The organism is Sporichthya sp., assembly GCF_013815995.1.
Taxonomy (GTDB): Bacteria; Actinomycetota; Actinomycetes; order Sporichthyales; family Sporichthyaceae; genus Sporichthya.
The window spans coordinates 1-16,962 of the sequence record NZ_JACDFE010000082.1; the positions used below are offsets into that span (position 1 = coordinate 1).

At 71.5% G+C, this 16,962-nt stretch carries 11 protein-coding genes and 1 pseudogene; 7 read left to right on the forward strand and 5 right to left on the reverse strand.

What is annotated here, in order from left to right:
• The 5 genes from H0X00_RS11055 to H0X00_RS11075 all read left to right on the forward strand — a co-directional run.
• A partial coding sequence (locus H0X00_RS11055; protein ID WP_293769934.1) for an ACP S-malonyltransferase occupies positions 1 to 652 on the forward strand: 652 nt, incomplete at its 5' end.
• On the forward strand, positions 649 to 1,671 hold the full coding sequence (locus tag H0X00_RS11060; RefSeq protein WP_293769936.1) for a beta-ketoacyl-ACP synthase III: 1,023 nt from the start codon (positions 649 to 651) through the stop codon (positions 1,669 to 1,671). The genes H0X00_RS11055 and H0X00_RS11060, both read left to right, overlap by 4 nt.
• Positions 1,672 to 1,789: 118 nt before the next feature.
• Complete coding sequence (locus H0X00_RS11065; RefSeq protein ID WP_293769938.1) at positions 1,790 to 2,032, forward strand: acyl carrier protein; 243 nt, start codon at positions 1,790 to 1,792, stop codon at positions 2,030 to 2,032.
• Between the two features lie 36 nt (positions 2,033 to 2,068).
• Positions 2,069 to 3,313 carry a beta-ketoacyl-ACP synthase II gene (gene fabF / locus H0X00_RS11070; RefSeq protein WP_293769939.1) on the forward strand — a complete coding sequence of 415 codons (1,245 nt, stop codon included), beginning with the start codon at positions 2,069 to 2,071 and terminating at the stop codon, positions 3,311 to 3,313.
• Positions 3,314 to 3,453: 140 nt separating this feature from the next.
• On the forward strand, positions 3,454 to 4,845 hold the full coding sequence (locus tag H0X00_RS11075; RefSeq protein WP_293769941.1) for an acyl-CoA carboxylase subunit beta: 1,392 nt from the start codon (positions 3,454 to 3,456) through the stop codon (positions 4,843 to 4,845).
• Between the two features lie 141 nt (positions 4,846 to 4,986).
• Here the strand turns inward: H0X00_RS11075 and H0X00_RS11080 are convergent, their stop codons facing one another.
• The 3 genes from H0X00_RS11080 to H0X00_RS11090 all read right to left on the reverse strand — a co-directional run bounded on the left by H0X00_RS11080 (position 4,987) and on the right by H0X00_RS11090 (position 10,143).
• Positions 4,987 to 5,487, reverse strand: coding sequence for a DUF3145 domain-containing protein (locus H0X00_RS11080; protein WP_293769942.1), 501 nt, complete (start codon positions 5,485 to 5,487; stop codon positions 4,987 to 4,989).
• A 148-nt stretch (positions 5,488 to 5,635) separates the two neighbouring features.
• Positions 5,636 to 8,251 carry an EAL domain-containing protein gene (locus tag H0X00_RS11085; RefSeq protein ID WP_293769943.1) on the reverse strand — a complete coding sequence of 872 codons (2,616 nt, stop codon included), beginning with the start codon at positions 8,249 to 8,251 and terminating at the stop codon, positions 5,636 to 5,638.
• Entirely contained in the window at positions 8,248 to 10,143 is a 1,896-nt protein-coding gene (locus tag H0X00_RS11090; RefSeq protein WP_293769944.1) for a S8 family serine peptidase, read from the reverse strand. The genes H0X00_RS11085 and H0X00_RS11090 overlap by 4 nt, the downstream gene beginning before the upstream one ends.
• A gap of 391 nt (positions 10,144 to 10,534) precedes the next feature.
• On the opposite strand from H0X00_RS11090, the gene H0X00_RS11095 reads away from it, so the two are divergent.
• Both H0X00_RS11095 and hrpA read left to right on the forward strand, forming a co-directional pair.
• Positions 10,535 to 10,756, forward strand: a complete 222-nt coding sequence (locus H0X00_RS11095; protein ID WP_293769946.1) for a hypothetical protein — start codon at positions 10,535 to 10,537, stop codon at positions 10,754 to 10,756.
• 103 nt (positions 10,757 to 10,859) lie between these two features.
• On the forward strand, positions 10,860 to 14,816 hold the full coding sequence (hrpA, locus tag H0X00_RS11100; RefSeq protein WP_293769948.1) for an ATP-dependent RNA helicase HrpA: 3,957 nt from the start codon (positions 10,860 to 10,862) through the stop codon (positions 14,814 to 14,816).
• Here hrpA and H0X00_RS11105 read toward each other — a convergent pair.
• Both H0X00_RS11105 and H0X00_RS11110 read right to left on the reverse strand, forming a co-directional pair.
• Positions 14,797 to 16,257 (reverse strand): fused MFS/spermidine synthase, encoded by a 1,461-nt coding sequence (locus tag H0X00_RS11105; RefSeq protein WP_293769949.1) that lies wholly within the window; start codon positions 16,255 to 16,257, stop codon positions 14,797 to 14,799. The genes hrpA and H0X00_RS11105 overlap by 20 nt on opposite strands.
• Positions 16,254 to 16,962 (reverse strand): annotated as a pseudogene (locus H0X00_RS11110) (transferase); the annotation flags it as partial. The pseudogene H0X00_RS11110 and the gene H0X00_RS11105, both read right to left, overlap by 4 nt.

The window sequence follows — 16,962 nt, forward strand, 5'->3', positions numbered from 1 at the left end:
CAGCGTCGGTGAGCTCACCGCCACCGCCGCGGCCGGCGTGCTCAGCGCGGAGGCCGCCATGGCCTTCGTGGCTGCCCGAGGCCGCGGCATGGCCGAGGCCTCCGCCGTCACCCCCACCGGCATGACGGCCGTTCTCGGCGGCGACCGCGAGGCGGTGCTGGCCAAGCTCGCCGAGCACGGCCTGACCCCGGCCAACGACAACGGCGCCGGCCAGATCGTGGCCGCCGGCACGATGGCGCAGCTGGCCGCCCTGACCGAGGACGGCCCGGAGAAGGCCCGGCTGATCCCACTGTCGGTGGCCGGCGCGTTCCACACCACGCACATGGCGCCCGCGGTCGAAAAGCTGGCCGCCCTCGCCGCGACCCTGACCCCCGCCGACCCGCTGACCACCCTGCTGTCGAACGCCGACGGCGCCGCTGTCGCCACCGGCGCCGAGGTGCTGGACCGGCTCGTCCGCCAGGTCAGTAACCCGGTGCGTTGGGACCTGTGCATGGAGTCGATGCTGGGCGCCGGCGTGACGGGCATCATCGAGCTGCTCCCCGGCGGGACCCTCGTCGGCCTCGCCAAGCGCGGCATGCGCGGCGTAGCGTCGATTGCCGTGAAGATCCCTGACGACCTGGATGCGGCCCGCGAGCTGCTGGGTTCGTCATGAGCTCCACCGGCAACTCCACCGGTAACAAGCCCATCCGGCCGTCGACCGGCGCGGCGCACAGCCGGCTGTTCAGCGTCGGCGGCTACCGCCCGGCCCGCGTCGTCACCAACGACGAGATCTGCGAGCACATCGACTCCACCGACGAGTGGATCCGCACCCGGTCCGGCATCGCCACCCGGCGCTTCGCGCTGCCGGAGGAGACGATCCAGGACCTGTCGGTGGCGGCCGGCGGCAAGGCCATCGCCGCGGCCGGCATCTCGCCGGAGCAGATCGGCGCCGTGATGGTGGCCTCCTGCACGGTGACCAACCCGATCCCCGCCGCGGCCCCGGAGGTGGCGAGCCGGCTCGGCGCCGTCAACTCTGCTGCGTTCGACATCAACATCGCCTGCGCCGGGTTCTGCCACGGCGTCGCGCTCGGTTCGGACATGATCCGCGCCGGCAGCGCGGAGTACGTGCTCGTGATCGGGACCGAGAAGTTCACCTCGATCATCGACAAGACCGACCGCGGCATCGCCTTCATCTTCGGCGACGGATCCGGCGCCGCGGTGCTCGGTCCGTCCGAGGTCCCGGGCATCGGTCCGGTGGTCTGGGGCGCCGACGGCGCGCGGGCCTCGGCGATCGAGATGAACGGCGACTGGGTCGACAAGGCGACTGCCGGCGAGCGGGCGTTCCTGCGGATGAACGGTCAGCAGGTGTTCCGCTGGGCTGCCTACGAGATGGCCCCGGTCGCGCGCCGGGCGGTCGAAGTGGCGGGCCTGACCCTGGACGACCTCGACGCCTTCATCCCGCACCAGGCGAACATGCGGATCACCGACGCCATGGTGCGCGCGCTCAAACTGCCCGCGCACGTCGCGATCGCCCGGGACATCGTCGACATGGGCAACACCTCGGCCGCCTCGGTTCCGCTCGCGATGGAGACCATGCTCGAGCGCGGGGAGATCGCCAGCGGGTCGACCGCGCTGCTCGTCGGTTTCGGGGCCGGTCTGAGCTTCGCCGCGCAGGTGGTGACCATCCCCTGATCCGGAACCCCTGATCAGGCCGCACAGCGCCTTCGCCCTACGCTGAGCCGGACGGCCGTACCGGCCGCCCGTACCGAGCAAACCCCGATCACCCGCGCGAACGACAGGAGAGCACCGCATGGCATCCGAGGCCGAGATCATCGCTGGACTGGGCGAAATCGTGAACGAGATCGTCGGCATCCCGGCGGAGGACGTCCAGCCGGACAAGGCCTTCATCGCCGACCTGGACATCGACTCGCTCTCGATGGTCGAGGTGATCGTGGCCGCCGAGGAGCGCTTCGGCGTCAAGATCCCGGACGACGAGGTCAAGAAGCTCGAGACGGTCGGCGACGCGGTGGCCTTCATCGCGGCGAACGCCTGACCCGTTTCCGTCACTGACCGGGCCGAGGAGGAGCGCATGAGCACACGAACTGTCGTCGTCACCGGTGTGGGAGCGACCACACCTGTCGGTGGAGATGCCAAGTCGACGTGGTCCGCGCTCCTCGCCGGCCAGTCCGGCGTGCGCACCCTCACCGAGGACTGGGTGGTCGACGTCCCGGTGCAGATCGCGGCCCGGGTGATGGTCGAGCCGTCCGAGGTGATGGACCGGGTGCAGGCCCGCCGCCTCGACCGCGGCGGGCAGTTCGCCGTGATCGCCGCCCGGGACGCGTGGGCGGACGCGGGCGGCGACGAAGCCATCAACGTCGATCCCGAGCGGCTCGGCGTCGTGGTGGCCTCCGGCATCGGCGGCATCACCACGCTGCTCGCGGCCTACGACACCCTCCAGCGCAAGGGCGCGCGCCTGGTCTCCCCGCTCGCGATCCCGATGCTCATGCCGAACGGCCCGGCCGCGGCGATCGGGCTCGAGCGCACCGCCCGGGCCGGCGTGCACACCCCGGTCAGTGCGTGCGCGTCCGGCGCCGAAGCGATCGCGATGGGTGCGGAGATGATCCGCAACGGTCGCGCCGACGTGGTGCTCGCCGGCGGTACCGAGGCCTGCATCCACCCCCTGCCGATCGCCGCCTTCGCGGCGATGAAGGCAATGTCGACCCGCAACGACGAGGCGGAGGCGGCTTCGCGCCCCTACGACAAGGGCCGCGACGGCTTCGTGCTCGGCGAAGGCTCCGGCGTGCTGGTGCTGGAGTCCGAGGAGCACGCCAAGGCGCGCGGCGCGCGGATCTACTGCGTGGTGGCCGGTGCCGGAATGACGTCCGACGCCCACCACATCGCGCAGCCCGAGCCAGAAGGCGCCGGAGTCACCCGCGCGCTGCGCTTCGCGCTGGAGAACTCCGGGATCACGGCGGCGGACGTCAAGCACGTCAACGCCCACGCGACCTCGACCCCGCTGGGCGACCTCGCTGAGGTCCTGGCCCTGCGCAACGTCCTCGGCTCCGAGCTGGACCACGTCGCCGTCTCGGCCACCAAATCGATGACCGGGCACCTGCTCGGCGCCGCCGGTGCCGTCGAGGGCGTCGCCACCGCGCTCGCCCTGTACGAGCGGGTCGCCCCGCCCACGATCAACCTGGACGACAAGGACGACGAGGCCGACATCGACATCGTCACCGTCGAGCCGCGCGACCTGCCGTCCGGCCAGATTGCCGCGCTGAACAACTCCTTCGGCTTCGGCGGCCACAACGTCTGCGTGGTCTTCACCTCCTACTAGGCCGCCGAGCCGCCCCGCTGTCGCGTCGGTGTCGGCGTGTCGTCCGCCGAAAGTGCAGTTGTGCAGGTAAATTGCCCGATTTCGACCTGTCGTTCTGCACTTTCGCGGAACGACACGCGCATGGTCGTAGGGTCGGGCGGGTGAGCGAGGACGCGCGGGACCCGATCGTGCGGCTGGCGCGGCTGCTCGACCCGGGCTCGCTGGACCTGTGGTGGGACGGCGCCGAGAGCGGGTTCCGCGCCGCCAACGGGACCGTGCACTCCACGCCGGTGGTCGCGTTCGCGGCGGATCCGGCACGGATGGGCGGCGCGATGGGCACCGAGGGGTGCGCGCTGATCGCGGACGTGTACCACAAAGCGACGGACCATCAGATTCCGGTGATCGGGATCTGGCACTCCGGCGGGGCGCGCCTCACCGAGGGCGTCGCCGGCCTCGACGCGGTCGGGCGGATCTTCGCGGCGATGACGGCGGTTTCCGGCCGGATCCCCCAGATCTCGCTGGTGCTCGGCCCGGCCGCCGGCGGGGCCGCCTACGGGCCGGCCCTGACCGATCTGGTGGTGCTCGGCCCGGATGGGCGGGTGTTCGTCACCGGCCCGGACGTGGTCGCCAGCGTGACCGGCGAGCAGGCCGATCAGGCGCTGCTCGGCGGGCCGGAACCCCACGGTCGCGCCTCCGGCGTCGTCCATGTGGTGTCCCCCGATGACAACGCGGCCTTCACCGCCACCCGCGCCCTGATCGACCTGCTCGGCGCCCCGGGCCGCCTCGACCTCGAGGCCGTCCACGACACCGACCTCGCGGCCGGACTGCCCACCGAGGCCCGCAAGACCTACGACGTCCGTCCCATCGCCGAGCGTCTGCTCGACGTCGGGACCGCGATCGAACTCCAGCCGGAGTACGCGCCGAACGTCGTCACGATGCTGGGCCGGATCGGCGGGCGCACCGTCGGCGTCATCGCGAACAACCCGCAGCGCCTCGGCGGGTGCCTGGACTGGCCCTCGGCCGAGAAGGCGGCGCGCTTCGTGCGGATGTGCGACGCGTTCGGCGTCCCGCTGGCCGTCCTGGTCGACACCCCCGGCTACCTGCCCGGCGTCGGGCAGGAATGGGACGGCGTCGTTCGCCGGGGCGCGAAGCTGCTGCACGCCTTCGGCGCCGCCACCGTGCCCCGGGTGACAGTGGTGACCCGCAAGGCCTTCGGCGGGGCGTACATCGCGATGAACTCGCGTTCGCTCGGCGCGACCCGGGTCTTCGCCTGGCCGGGCGCCGAGATCGCGGTCATGGGCGCAGTGGCTGCGGTACGGGTGCTGCACCGGCGCGCCCTGGCCGCGGCCGAGGAATCAGAGCGGCCGGCGTTGGAGGCGACGCTGGCGGCCCAGCACACCCGGGACGCGGGCGGGGTCGACGCCGCGGTGGCGGCCGGGATTGTCGACGACATCATCGCCCCGGCCCGGACGCGCACCGCCGTCGCGCGGGCGATCGCCGGGGCCCTCACCGAGCCCCCGGCTCGGGGCGCGCACTCGAACATGCCCCTCTAGACCGCGCGGCGTTCCACGAAAGCGCAGTTGTCCAGGTCAAAAGGGCCGCTTCGACCTGTGGGACTGCACTTTCGGCGTGAATCTGGGGCTGGGGATGGGGATGGTGCGTGCGTCCCTCCGTGCGGACCAGTTCAGCGCGAGCTAACCGACCTGGTGCAGCCAGCGGACCGGCGCACCGTCGCCGGCGTAGCGGAAGGGCTCGAGTTCGTCGTCCCAGGGCTGACCCAGCATCAGGTCGACCTCGTCGGCCAGCTCGCAGTCGTCGGTCTCGGTAGAGCGCAGCACAGCGGCGCGCAGCCGGTCCTCGGAGATCATGATGTCGCCGTGCACGCCGATCACGGCGTGGAACATGCCCAACGTCGGGGTGCAGCTGTAGCGGGCGCCCTCGTGGCCGGCCACCGGCTCTTCGGTGACCTCATAGCGCAGCTGGTTCCAGCCGCGCAGCGCCGAGGCCAACGCCGCCGCGGTCCCGCGCTCGCCCTGCCAAGACAGCTCGGCGCGCCACTGCGCGGGCGCGGCCGGTTGCGGCGTCCAGTCGACGTTCACCGAGACACCGAGCACTCCCGCCACAGCCCATTCGACGTGTGGGCACATGGCGGACTGAGCAGAGTGGACGTACAGCACTCCACGGGTGGTCGTCATGTGTTCCTCCTGGATGGACTCGGCTCGAGATGCGCCTTCCCCTGCGATCTCGACGTGCCTCCAGAAGGACAGATGACGTCCATGTCATTTTGCCCGACAGACCGGCGTTGATGGCAACTCCGCCCCGGCGTGTCGGGGCGAAAGAGGCTTACACAGCGGCCGTGGTGCGGGGGCGGCGGCCGCCGGGGAGCACGGGGCACGGGCCGGCGAGCTCCTCGTTGTAGCGGTCCAGCCAGGCCGGGAACTCCGAGGCCGGCATCGGCTTCGAGAGGTGGAAGCCCTGCGCCTGCCCGATGCCGAGGCCCCGCAGCGTGGTGTAGATCTCGGCGTCCTCGACGCCCTCGGCCACGGTGTCCATGCCCATGTTGCGGGCCAGGTCGGCGACCGAGCGGACGATCATCAGCACGCGCGGGTCGGAGTTGATCCGGGAGGTGAACTCGCGGTCGATCTTGACCTCGTTGACCGGCAGCCGGCGCAGGTACGCCAGCGAGGAGTATCCGGTGCCGAAGTCGTCGATCGACAGCCGCACACCCAGGGCGCCCAGCTGAACCAGCAGGTCGATCGCCTGTGGGCTGTCGGCCATCAGCGAGGTCTCGGTGATCTCCAGGGTCAGCATGTGGGCCGGCACCTCGTGCCGGGCCAGCACCGCGGAAATGGTGTCGGCGAACGCAGCGTCCTTCAGGCTGCGCGGCGAGACGTTGACCGCGATGCCGGCCTGGATGCCACGGCGCAACCAGGCGGCGCAGGAGGACAGCGCGGAGTCGAGCATGGCCTCGGTGAGCGGGCCGATCATGCCGTTGGCCTCGGCCACCGGCAGGAACTCGTGCGGGCCGCGGACACCATCGACCGGGTGCCGCCAGCGGGCCAACGCCTCGACGCCCACGATGGCGCCGTCGATGAGCGAGGCCTTGGGCTGCACCCAGGCCTCGATGCCGCCGTCCTTGATGGCGGCACGCAGCTCGCCGACCACAGCCAGCCGGCTCGGGTTGGCGGCCTCCTGCAGGCCCTCGTCGTAGAGGCGGACGCCGCCGCCGTTGGCCTTGGCCGCGTACATCGCGACGTCGGCGCGCTTGAGCAGGCCGGAGACGTCCTCGCCGTGCAGCGGGGCCATCGCGACACCCAGCGAGGCGGAGACCTCGACCGAGACCCCGTCCAGGCGCATCGGCTCGGACAGCGAGTCGACCATCGCCTGCGCCAAGGCCTGCGCCTCGGCCGGGCTGGCCACGTCGGTGAGCAGCACCGCGAACTCGTCACCGCCGAGGCGGGCGACCAGGGCACGCGAACCGGCAACCTCGACAAAGCAGCGCGCCACGTCCCGGAGAAGATGGTCGCCGTGCTGGTGGCCGAGGGTGTCGTTGACCTCTTTGAAACCGTTGAGGTCGGAGATCATGACCGCGCAACCGACCGAGGTGCCCATGCGGACAGCGGCGATCGCGGAGTCGAGCTCCTGCTGCAGCAGGTGGCGGTTGGGCAGGCCGGTCAGGGTGTCGTGGTGCGCCTCGTGCGAGAGGCGGGCGATCAGCGAGCCGGACTTCAGCGCGACGCCGGCGTGGTTGGCCACGGTCTCCAGCAGGCGCACGTCGCCGGCGTCGAAGCCGCGGACCTCGCCGAGCCGGTTGCCGACCGAGAGCGTGCCCACGATGACGCCGTCCATGTGCAGCGGGACGACGATCGCCTCGCGCAGGCCGTGCTCGGCCAGGTAGGCCCGCTCCGCGGTGTCCTTGGTGGCGCGGGCCAGCAGCACCGAGCGACGCTCGCGGCGCACCCGCGCCACGACCGGGTCGGTGTCGATCGTCGTGCCGACCTCGGCGACGCCGTCGCGGCGCACACCTTCGGGCAACAGGCTCATCCGGTGCGGTGCGAGGCTGCCCGGGAAGTCGAAGGCGAGGAACTCGGCGCGGTCGCTGCGAAGCAGCTGACGGGCCTGGCCCAGGACGCTGCGCAGCACGGTGTCGACGTCGTGCGCGCCGGAGACGACCTCGGAGAAGTGGTAGAGCTGCTCGAGGCTCTCGTGCCGCTCACGCAGTGAGGCGTAGGCGCGGTAGCCGAGCAGGAGCAGGGCGCCGGCGGCCTCGACCAGGAAGGCGCTGCGCACGTCGTACGTGACCGCGGTGGCGGCGACCAGGCCGACGGTGCCGACGGCGGCGGCCAGCGTGCCGGCGCTGGCGACCTCACGGGCCATCCGGGACAGCTTGATCCGACCCTCGTAGCAGGCGATCGCCATCGTGGTGATCGTCGCGTCGAAGGAGCCGGCGGCGATCAGGGCGGCGAAGGCGGCGGCCCAGGCGGCCGGGCCTGCCTCCTCGCCGTTGAAGGCGAGCGACCAGATCGTGAGCGCCAACGCTCCGGAGGAGAAGACCAGAGCGGTGTTGAACGCGACCTTGATCGGGGTCTGGCGGCGGTGGAAGACGAAGATCAGGAACGAGCCGACGACGCGGCCGAGCAGCAGGCCGACCGGACCGGCCATGAACAGGCCGACGACCAGCGGGATCTCCGAGAGCGAGACGGTCTGCGCCTCACGCCGGATCTGGATGTGCAGCACCACCATCTCGGAGACGCCGAACATCAGGACCATGGCCCACCAGGGCAGGTGGGTCGGGCCGGGCGCCTTGTTGGTCAGCGCCGGGGTGTAGACGAGCAACGCGACGCCGAGACCGATCAACAGCACGATCAGGCCGACGATGCGGGTGGCCCGCGCGGTGCGCAGCGCACTCAGACCGCGACGCGAAGCGCCCTTGCGGTCGACCGCCCTGCTACCCGTCACTGCCAGTCCCCTCCAGCGAAGTCCGTACCCGCCCAGGTACGTCCAGCCCATTCGACGCCGGCCCAGGTCCGTCCGTTCCATGTGCCACCGGCCCAAGTACGCCCATTCCAGGACCCATCCGCCCAAGTACGCCCAGCCCAGGTACGTCCGGCCCAGGTGCGACCCAGCCATTCGGTGGATGCCCAGGACGGCCCGGCCCAGGATCGGCCGGTCCAGGCCGAGCCGTTCCAGCTGCCGCCGGTCCAGGCGGTGCCGGCGCTGGTGAGCTTGGCGTGGGCGGCGGTGTCGAACGCCCGACCGAAGATGTCCTTCTCGCCGGCGAGCCTCTTGCCGTCGAGTTCGAGGTGGTCCTTGCCGCGCGCGCCCTCCAGCGTGCCGGTGCCCTTGGACTTCGGCGTGCCGAGCTTGCCGTTCAGGACCCCGTTCAGCAGTCCGGCGGCCGGCTCGACCAGGCCGCCGACCAGCGGCGGGCTCGTGAGCGCGGCGACCAGGGCCGGGACGCCGAGCTGGAGCAGGCCGTGTCCCTGCGCGCGGGGGTCGGCCACGATCAGGCCGAGGCCGAGGGTGGCGGTGAGCAGCTTGATCTGCACGGGCGTGAGGTTGGGACGGGCGGAGATCAGCGCCGCGATCGCGCCGGAGGCGACGGCCGCCGCCTGCGAGGTGCCGCTGCCACGGAAGAAGCGGCCGGCAAACGCGCCGGTGTCACCGTGCGCCCAGTCGATGTAGGACCCGGGCACCCGCAGGCTCTGCACGCTCTTGCCCGGCGCGACGATGTCGGGGTTGCGCTTGCTGTCCCCGCGACTCGAGAACGGCGGGATGGTGTCGTCCAGCGTGGAGGACGTGCCCTTGGTGTCGTCCGCGCCGACCGCGAACACGTGCGGGTTGCGGGCCGGGTTGGTCAGCCGGCCGTCGGCGAAGCCAGAGTTGCCGGCCGAGACGACAACGACGATTCCCTTGCGCCACGCGGCTTCCGCGGCGTACGCGAGCGGGTCCAGGACGTAGTCCTGAACCCCGTCGGTGCCGAAGGACAGGTTCAGCACCCGGATGTTCATGCCGGAGTCGTGCGCGTGCTGGATCACCCAGTCGATGCCGGCGATGATCTGCGAGACGTCGGTCGCGCCGTGCGCGTCGGCGGCCTTGACGCTGATGATCCGCGCGTCCGGCGCCATCCCGGCGAAGCCTTCGCAGGAGTTCGAGTTCTTCGTGTCGACGCCGGCGTCCTTGCCGGCGATGATCCCGGCCATGTGGGTGCCGTGGCCGAAGGTGTCCAGGTAGCGGGTCTTCGCGCTCTGCGACTCCGGCGTGAGGTCCGGACCGTTGAGCACCTTGCCGGCACCGTCGAGACCGGCGACCGGGGCGACGCCGGAGTCGATCAGCGCGACGTCGACGCCCTTGCCGGTGCCGCCGCCCTTCCACAACTGCCGGACGCCGACCTGCTTGGCGATGTTGCACAGCGAGTTCGGGTCGGCGGCAGCGTCATAGGCAGAGCGGCCGGCGCTGCCGCTTCCGTCCCTCGGGGTGGCCCCGCCCTTGGAGCCGGTCGCGGGCTTGTCGCTCGCCTTCGGCTTGTTGGTCTTCTTCGGCCTGGGACTCGGCGTTGGCGTCGCCGGGGTAGGCGCCGTGACGTCGACGTCGACGTCGGGCGTGATCGTGGCGACCCGGCCGTCGGCGGCCAGATCCCTGGCGGCGCCGGAGTCGACGGTGACGGCAGCACCGTCGATGGAGTCGAACTCGCGGGTGACGATCCCGCCGCCGGCGCGCACGTCGCGCAGGACCCCGGGCAGGGCGCCGGCGTTGGCGCGGAGCACGTAGTTGCCGGCCGGCAGGACGTCAGGGTTCCGCTCGGGCTGGGCGGCCACGACGGCGGCCGCGATCAGCGCAAACCCGCTCAAACCGGCGACCAGACGGGATGCGCGAGGACCGCCTCTTCGCGGTTGCGCTCCCATTCGGTGGTGCCTCCTTGCCGACCCGGAAGCTGTTCCCGGGACGCAGCTAGGACGCACACCCTTGACCGTTGGTTGCACAAATCCTGGGGACGATTCCGGCATCACTGCAGGTCACAGGGCTGCCTGTGGACAGATGCGCCCGAACGGGCCAAACCGGTCGCAACCTCTCGCCCGATGTGACCGAATGTGAAGCCACTTCTGCGTGCGGCGAAGCTCACATGGATTTCACCTGGGCGGAATGCACCAGCCACAACCCTGGGCGACTGTTCTCACGGCAAGCCCAATCGCTCTGTGCGTTCTTTCGATCGGCGGCGAACCCGTCCGGAGAGGAATTCACGTGATCACCACGTCGCGTGCCCAGCTCGGCTCGATCGTCTCCTTGGTCGCCGACGCCTCGCTCATCATGCTGTCCGACCGCATTCACCGCGGTTCCCTCATCAACGCCCGGGGGGCTATCGAGGAACGGATGGCCGAGGAAGCGGGGACAGCGGCTTTCCTCCGCGAGTTCGAGATGCGGGCGCCGGTGCGCCGGATCGGCCTGTCCGCCGCGTCCGGCTGACAGCTCTCGGGAACGGCCGCCGGGAACTGGCGAGCGCCCTCGGGGGGTGCTCGCCTAGCCTGACCGGGCGATGTCCGGGGACCAGGTTGAGCTCAGAGACCAGATGGGCGCACTGCGTGCACAGCTGGGTTCGCTGACCCTGCGCGACGCGCACCGGCTCGGCCGCCGGCTGGAGTCGCTGCGGCGCAAGCCGGACCCGGCTGCTCTGGCCTCCGTCGCGGAGGCGATCGCGACTGCCGCAGTGAAGCGTGAAGTTCGCGCTGCCTCGGTGCCGGCGATCTCGTACCCCGAGGAGCTTCCGATCAGCGCGCGGCGGGCGGACATCGCGGCCGCCATCCGGGACCACCAGGTTGTCGTCGTCGCCGGCGAGACCGGATCGGGCAAGACCACCCAGCTGCCCAAGATCTGCCTGGAGCTCGGCCGCGGGGTGCGCGGCCTGATCGGGCACACCCAGCCGCGCCGGCTGGCCGCCCGCACCGTCGCCGACCGGATCGCCGAGGAGCTCGGCACCTCGTTGGGCGACGCGGTCGGATACACGATCCGCTTCAACGACCGGGTCGGCCCGGACACCCTGGTCAAGCTGATGACCGACGGCATCCTGCTGGCCGAGATCCAGCGCGACCGGCAATTGCTGGGCTACGACACCCTGATCATCGACGAGGCCCACGAGCGCAGCCTCAACGTCGACTTCATTCTGGGCTACCTGCGGGAGCTGCTGCCGTCCCGTCCGGACCTGAAGGTGGTCATCACCTCCGCGACCATCGACCCGCAGCGGTTCGCCCGGCACTTCTCCTCCCCCTCCGGTGATCCGGCACCGATCATCGAGGTGTCCGGGCGGACCTACCCGGTGGAGATCCGCTACCGACCCCTGGTCTCGGACACCGAGAACGAACGTCGCGACGACCGGATCGAACCCCACGACATGCCGGCCGGGGTCTGCGACGCGGTCGAGGAGTTGCACCGCGAGGGCCGCGGCGACGTGCTGGTGTTCCTCTCCGGCGAACGCGAGATCCGCGACACCGCCGACGCGCTGAAGGGTCGGCTGGGAACTGACAAGGCGTCAGGTCTGCCCGTGGAGATCCTGCCGCTGTACGCCCGGCTGTCCAACGCCGACCAGCACCGGGTCTTCGCCCCGCACTCGGGCCGCCGGGTGGTGCTGGCCACCAACGTCGCGGAGACCTCGCTCACCGTGCCCGGGATCCGCTACGTCGTCGATGCCGGGACCGCACGGATCTCCCGCTACAGCACGCGGCGCAAGGTGCAGCGACTGCCGATCGAGGCGGTCTCGCAGGCTTCCGCCAACCAGCGCGCGGGTCGCTGCGGCCGCGTGGCGGAGGGCATCTGCATCCGGCTCTACGCCGAGGAGGACTACCTCGCCCGGCCGGAGTTCACCGAGCCGGAGATCCTGCGCACCAACCTCGCGTCGGTGATCCTGCAGATGACCGCGATCGGACTCGGCGACATCGCGGCATTCCCGTTCGTCGACCCGCCGGACAAGCGCAGCATCGCCGACGGCGTCTCGCTCCTGGAGGAATTGGGAGCGCTGGGCGCGGATGGCGTTCTCACCCCGGTCGGGCGCAAGCTCGCGCAACTGCCGGTCGACCCGCGGATCGGCCGGATGATCCTGGAGGCCGACCGCTACGGGGTGCTGCGCGAGGTGATCGTGATCGCGGCCGCGCTGTCCATCCAGGACCCGCGGGAACGTCCGGTCGAGGCACAGGAGGCGGCGCGGGCCAAGCACGCCCGCTTCGCCGACCCGACGTCAGATTTCCTGTCCTACCTCAACCTGTGGACCTATCTGCGCGAGCAGCAGCAGGAGCTGTCCTCGGCCAAGTTCCGCAAGCTGTGCACCGCGGAGTACCTGCACTACATGCGGGTGCGGGAGTGGCAGGACCTCGTCGCCCAACTACGCGAGGTGTCCGGCTCGATCGGCCTGCGTTGGCTCGGTCCCAGGGATTCGGCCGATCTGGGCGACCCGCAGAAGGTGCACCTCGCCCTGCTGACCGGGCTGCTCACCCACATCGGCAACAAGGACACCGAGTCGAACGAGTTCCTCGGCACCCGGAACATGCGCTTCTCGGTCTTCCCCGGCTCGGCGCTGGGCCGCAAGCCGCCGAAGTGGGTGATGGCCGCGGAGCTGGTCGAGACGTCCCGGTTGTTCGCGCGGACCGTGGCGAAGATCGAACCTGAGTGGGTCGAGCCCCTGGCCGAGCACCTGATCAAGCGCAACTACTCCGAGCCGCACTGGGAACGGAACCGCGGCGCCGTCGTGGCCTACGAACGGGTCACACTGCACGGGCTCACCCTCATCGCCGGTCGCAAGGTGGACTACGCACGCATCGACCCCGGGCTGTGCCGGGAGCTGTTCATCCGGCACGCGCTCGTCGAGGGCGACTGGCGGACCCACCACACGTTCTTCGCCCACAATCAAACGCTGCGGGCCGAGGTCGAGGATCTGGAGAACCGCTCGCGCCGGCGCGGTCTGCTGGTCGACGACGAGACGCTGTTCGCGTTCTACGACGCCCGCGTCCCGGCCGAGGTGGTGTCGGGTCGGCACTTCGACACCTGGTGGAAGAAGGCCCGCCGAGCCACTCCCGCGCTGCTCGACGCGGACCCCGAGTCGCTGCTCTCGGATCGGGCCGGCGAGGTGCGCCTGGAGGATTTCCCCGACACCTGGACCACCGTCACCTCGTCAGGCGGAGCTGAGACCTTCGCCCTGAGCTACCAGTTCGAGCCGGGCGCGGACGCCGACGGCGTCACGGTGCAGGTGCCGCTGCCGGTGCTCAACCGGCTCTCCGCCGTCGAGTTCGGCTGGCAGGTGCCGGGGCTGCGGGCCGACCTCGTCACCGCGCTGATCCGCGCGCTGCCCAAGGCGATCCGGCGCAGCTTCGTGCCCGCCCCTGACCACGCCGCTGCGGTGCTGACCCGGCTCGACCCCGCCGGCGGTGAGGCGCTGACAACGGCCCTCGAACGTGAACTCGGGGCCCGCAACGGGGTGCGGATCGACCCGGAGGACTGGGACTGGGATCGGGTCCCGGCGTTCCTGCGGATGACGTTCCGGGTCGAGGACGAGCGCGGCCGGTCGCTCGGTGAGGGCAAGGACCTGCCGGCCCTGGCGGCCCAGCTCGCGCCGAAGGTCGCGTCCATGGTGGCGGCCGGTGCGGCGGCACTGGAACGGCCGGCGCTGAGAGGGTGGCCCTCGATGGAGGAGCTGCCCCGCACGCACGAGCACGTCCAGGACGGGCGCGTGGTCGCGGGCTATCCGACGCTGGTGGCGGAGAACGGCACCGTCGCGCTGCGCGTGCTGGCCGATGCGGACGCCGCCCGGGCCGCGCTGGCGCCCGGAACCCGGCGGTTGCTGCTGACCGAGGTGAACGCACCGGTCAAGGCCGTGCTCGGGCGGTTGTCCAACGGTTCGAAGTTGGCGCTCGCGGCCGCACCGCACGCCAACGGAACCGCCTTGTTCGCCGACTGTGCCGACGCCGCGGTGGACGCGATCGTCGCCGCACACGGTGGGCCGGTGCGCTCCGCCGATGCCTACGCGGCACTGCTGGCCGCGGTGCGCGCCGAGCTGCCGGCTCGGTTCGATGTGGTCGTCAACGAGGTCGCCACAATTCTGACGATGGCTCAGGAGGTCGACGCCGCGCTGGCCCGGGCGGGGTCTGTTCCGAGTGCTGTGTCGGCGGCGGTGACGGACCTGCGGGCCCAGTACGAGGCCCTGCTGTTCCCCGGCTTCGTGACGGCGACCGGTGCCGAGCGGCTCCCCCAGCTGACCCGCTACCTGCGCGGGATCAGCCGCCGGCTGGACAAGTTCGACCCCGAGCGGGACGCCGCCCGGATGGCCCAGGTCGCCCAGCTGTCCCGGGAGTACGCGCAGCTGCTCGCCGGCCTGTCGCCCGCCCGCCGGGGCGACGCCGACGTGGTCGCCATCCGCTGGATGCTCGAGGAACTGCGGATCAGCCTGTTCGCGCAATCGCTGGGCACCGCGCACCCCGTGTCGGAGAAGCGGATCCTGGCCGCCATGGACGCAGCCGAGACAGCTAGCCGGCCGGGGTCGTGATCAACTGGTCGACGGGGGCGAAGTCGTCGCGGAGGACGTCGGCGTCGCGGGCGAAGACCTCCACGTCCTCGCCCGAGCGCACGGTGTACTCGCGGGCCCGCTCGGCGATCGCGTCCTCGAACGACGGCAGAGGCGCGTCGGAGGCGACGATGAGGATGTTGCCGCCGCCGGTGGCGTCGAACACCGAGGGGTAGGAGACCAGCGCGACGTTGCGGAACACCGAGGCCACGGTCGCGACCTCGGCGCGAGCGAAGTCGGACGGCCAGTAGTCGATGACGTTCACCAGGTAGAGTCCGTCGGTCCCGAGCACCCGGCGCGCATCCTGCACCACCTCACGGGTCGTCAGATGCCACGGCACCGCGATGCCGCCGAAGGCGTCCATCACCACCAGGTCGCGGCCACCGTCGGGCTCGGCACGCAGGCCGGTCCGGCCGTCCCGGATCTGCACCTCGATGCCGTTGCCGGTGACGAGGCCGAGCTCCTTGCGGTCGATGTCGATGACGCCCTCGTCGATCTCGACGATGAGGTTGTCGCTGCCCGGCCGGGTGGCATCGACGTAGCGGGGCAGGGTCGCTCCCCCGCCGCCGATGTGCAGCGCACGGATCGACTGCCGCGTCGGGCGCATCGCGTCGATCAGCGCGCCGAAGGCACGGATGTAGGTGAACTCCAGGTGCTTCGGATCGGCGAGGTCGACGTAGGAGTGCCTCAGGGTGTCCAACTGCAGGGTGCGCCCGGTGGGGTTGTCCGGGTCGACCACCACCTTCGCGCAGTGGTAGGCGGTTTCGGTGTCGCACGGTTGCGGGGCGATGACGAACGCGCCGGCGCCGATCATCGCCGCGGTGGTGCCGCCGGCGGTCGCGACCTTGAGCCGTGCCCGTCCCGCCACCGCGATCCCGAGCACGATCAGGGCGATGCCGAGGGAGTACAGGATCCGCGAGGTCGGGATCGAGGACACCAGCAGGAATCCGGTGATGAAGGTGCCGACCAGCGCCCCGACGGTGCCGGTGCCGGAGACCATGCCCACGACCGAACCGGTGCGCTCCAGCGAGCCGAGCTGGGTCTTGACCACCATCGGGCTGACCGCGGACAGCAGCGCGGCCGGGAACAACACCGCGACCGCGGCCATCGTCAGCACGGCGCCGTCGTCGTTGCCGGAGATCGCCTCGCCGGTCGCGCGCACGGTGGGGACCACCAGCAGCATCAGCCCGCCGGCGGCGATGATCACCGGGCCGAGCATCCGGCGCGGGTCGATGTGGTCGGCGGCGATCCCGCCGAGCCAGGCGCCGAGCGCGATCGCGGCCAGCGCGAACCCGATCACCGCCGTGCTCACCTCGAGGGTGATCCCCGCGTAGGGCGCGACCAGGCGCAGGCTGAGGATCTCCAGCATCAGCACCGCGGCCGAGCAGAGAAATACCAGCGCGCCGGCCAGCACCGCGCTCATGACCGGCCCTCCAGGTAGCCCTCGGCGACCAGCTCGCGGATGACGGGCAGCAGCCGGGTGTGCACGGCGGCGGCGTCCTCGCCGAGCAGGGTCGCGACCGCGTCGATGAGGACCCCGGCCGGCGCCTCGCCGGTGCAGGCACCGACCAGCGCCGCAGTGGCGGTGTCGACCTTGCGGGCCCGGCGCAGGCCGGTCGCCTGCCGCAGCACGACATGGCGGGGGTCCTCGGCGCCGGGTTCGCCGATCAGTTCCTGGCTGAGGTCATCGGCCACCCACAGCCGCGCTCCCAGCAGTTCGGCGTCATCGTGGTGGCGCAGCCAGGCGATGCGCTCGAACGCCTCCGCGACGTACGGGCCGAGCGGCGCGTCGACGGCGTGCGGCCATTCCTCGACCCGCTGCACCGGGGTCCCGGGGGTGCGGCCGTCGTCCCGGCGCAGCGTGACCCAGCCGAAGCCGATGCCCTCGACCCCGTCCGCCTCCAGCGCGCCGAGCCAGGCGTCGTAGCGCTCGAGGTAGTCCGGCCCCGCCACGTCGCCCGCATCACGCAGCCACAGCGAGACGTAGGCCGCCGGGTCGAGCACCTCGCGCTGCAGCGCCCAGGCATCGCACCCGCGCGGCAGCCAGGTCCCGACCCGGTCGCGCCAGTCCTCGCCGCGCCGGTGCACCCAGTTCGCGAGGAGCTGGCACCAACCACCCGGGTTGAGG

What these genes read in the sequence shown, in the direction of transcription:
- H0X00_RS11060 (WP_293769936.1), top strand. Translation starts at nt 649, where the DNA reads ATGAGCTCCACCGGCAACTCCACCGGTAACAAGCCCATCCGGCCGTCG.
- H0X00_RS11065 (WP_293769938.1), top strand. Translation starts at nt 1,790, where the DNA reads ATGGCATCCGAGGCCGAGATCATCGCTGGACTGGGCGAAATCGTGAAC.
- fabF (WP_293769939.1), top strand. Translation starts at nt 2,069, where the DNA reads ATGAGCACACGAACTGTCGTCGTCACCGGTGTGGGAGCGACCACACCT.
- H0X00_RS11080 (WP_293769942.1), bottom strand. Translation starts at nt 5,487, where the DNA reads ATGACGACCACCCGTGGAGTGCTGTACGTCCACTCTGCTCAGTCCGCC.
- hrpA (WP_293769948.1), top strand. Translation starts at nt 10,860, where the DNA reads ATGGGCGCACTGCGTGCACAGCTGGGTTCGCTGACCCTGCGCGACGCG.
- H0X00_RS11105 (WP_293769949.1), bottom strand. Translation starts at nt 16,257, where the DNA reads ATGAGCGCGGTGCTGGCCGGCGCGCTGGTATTTCTCTGCTCGGCCGCG.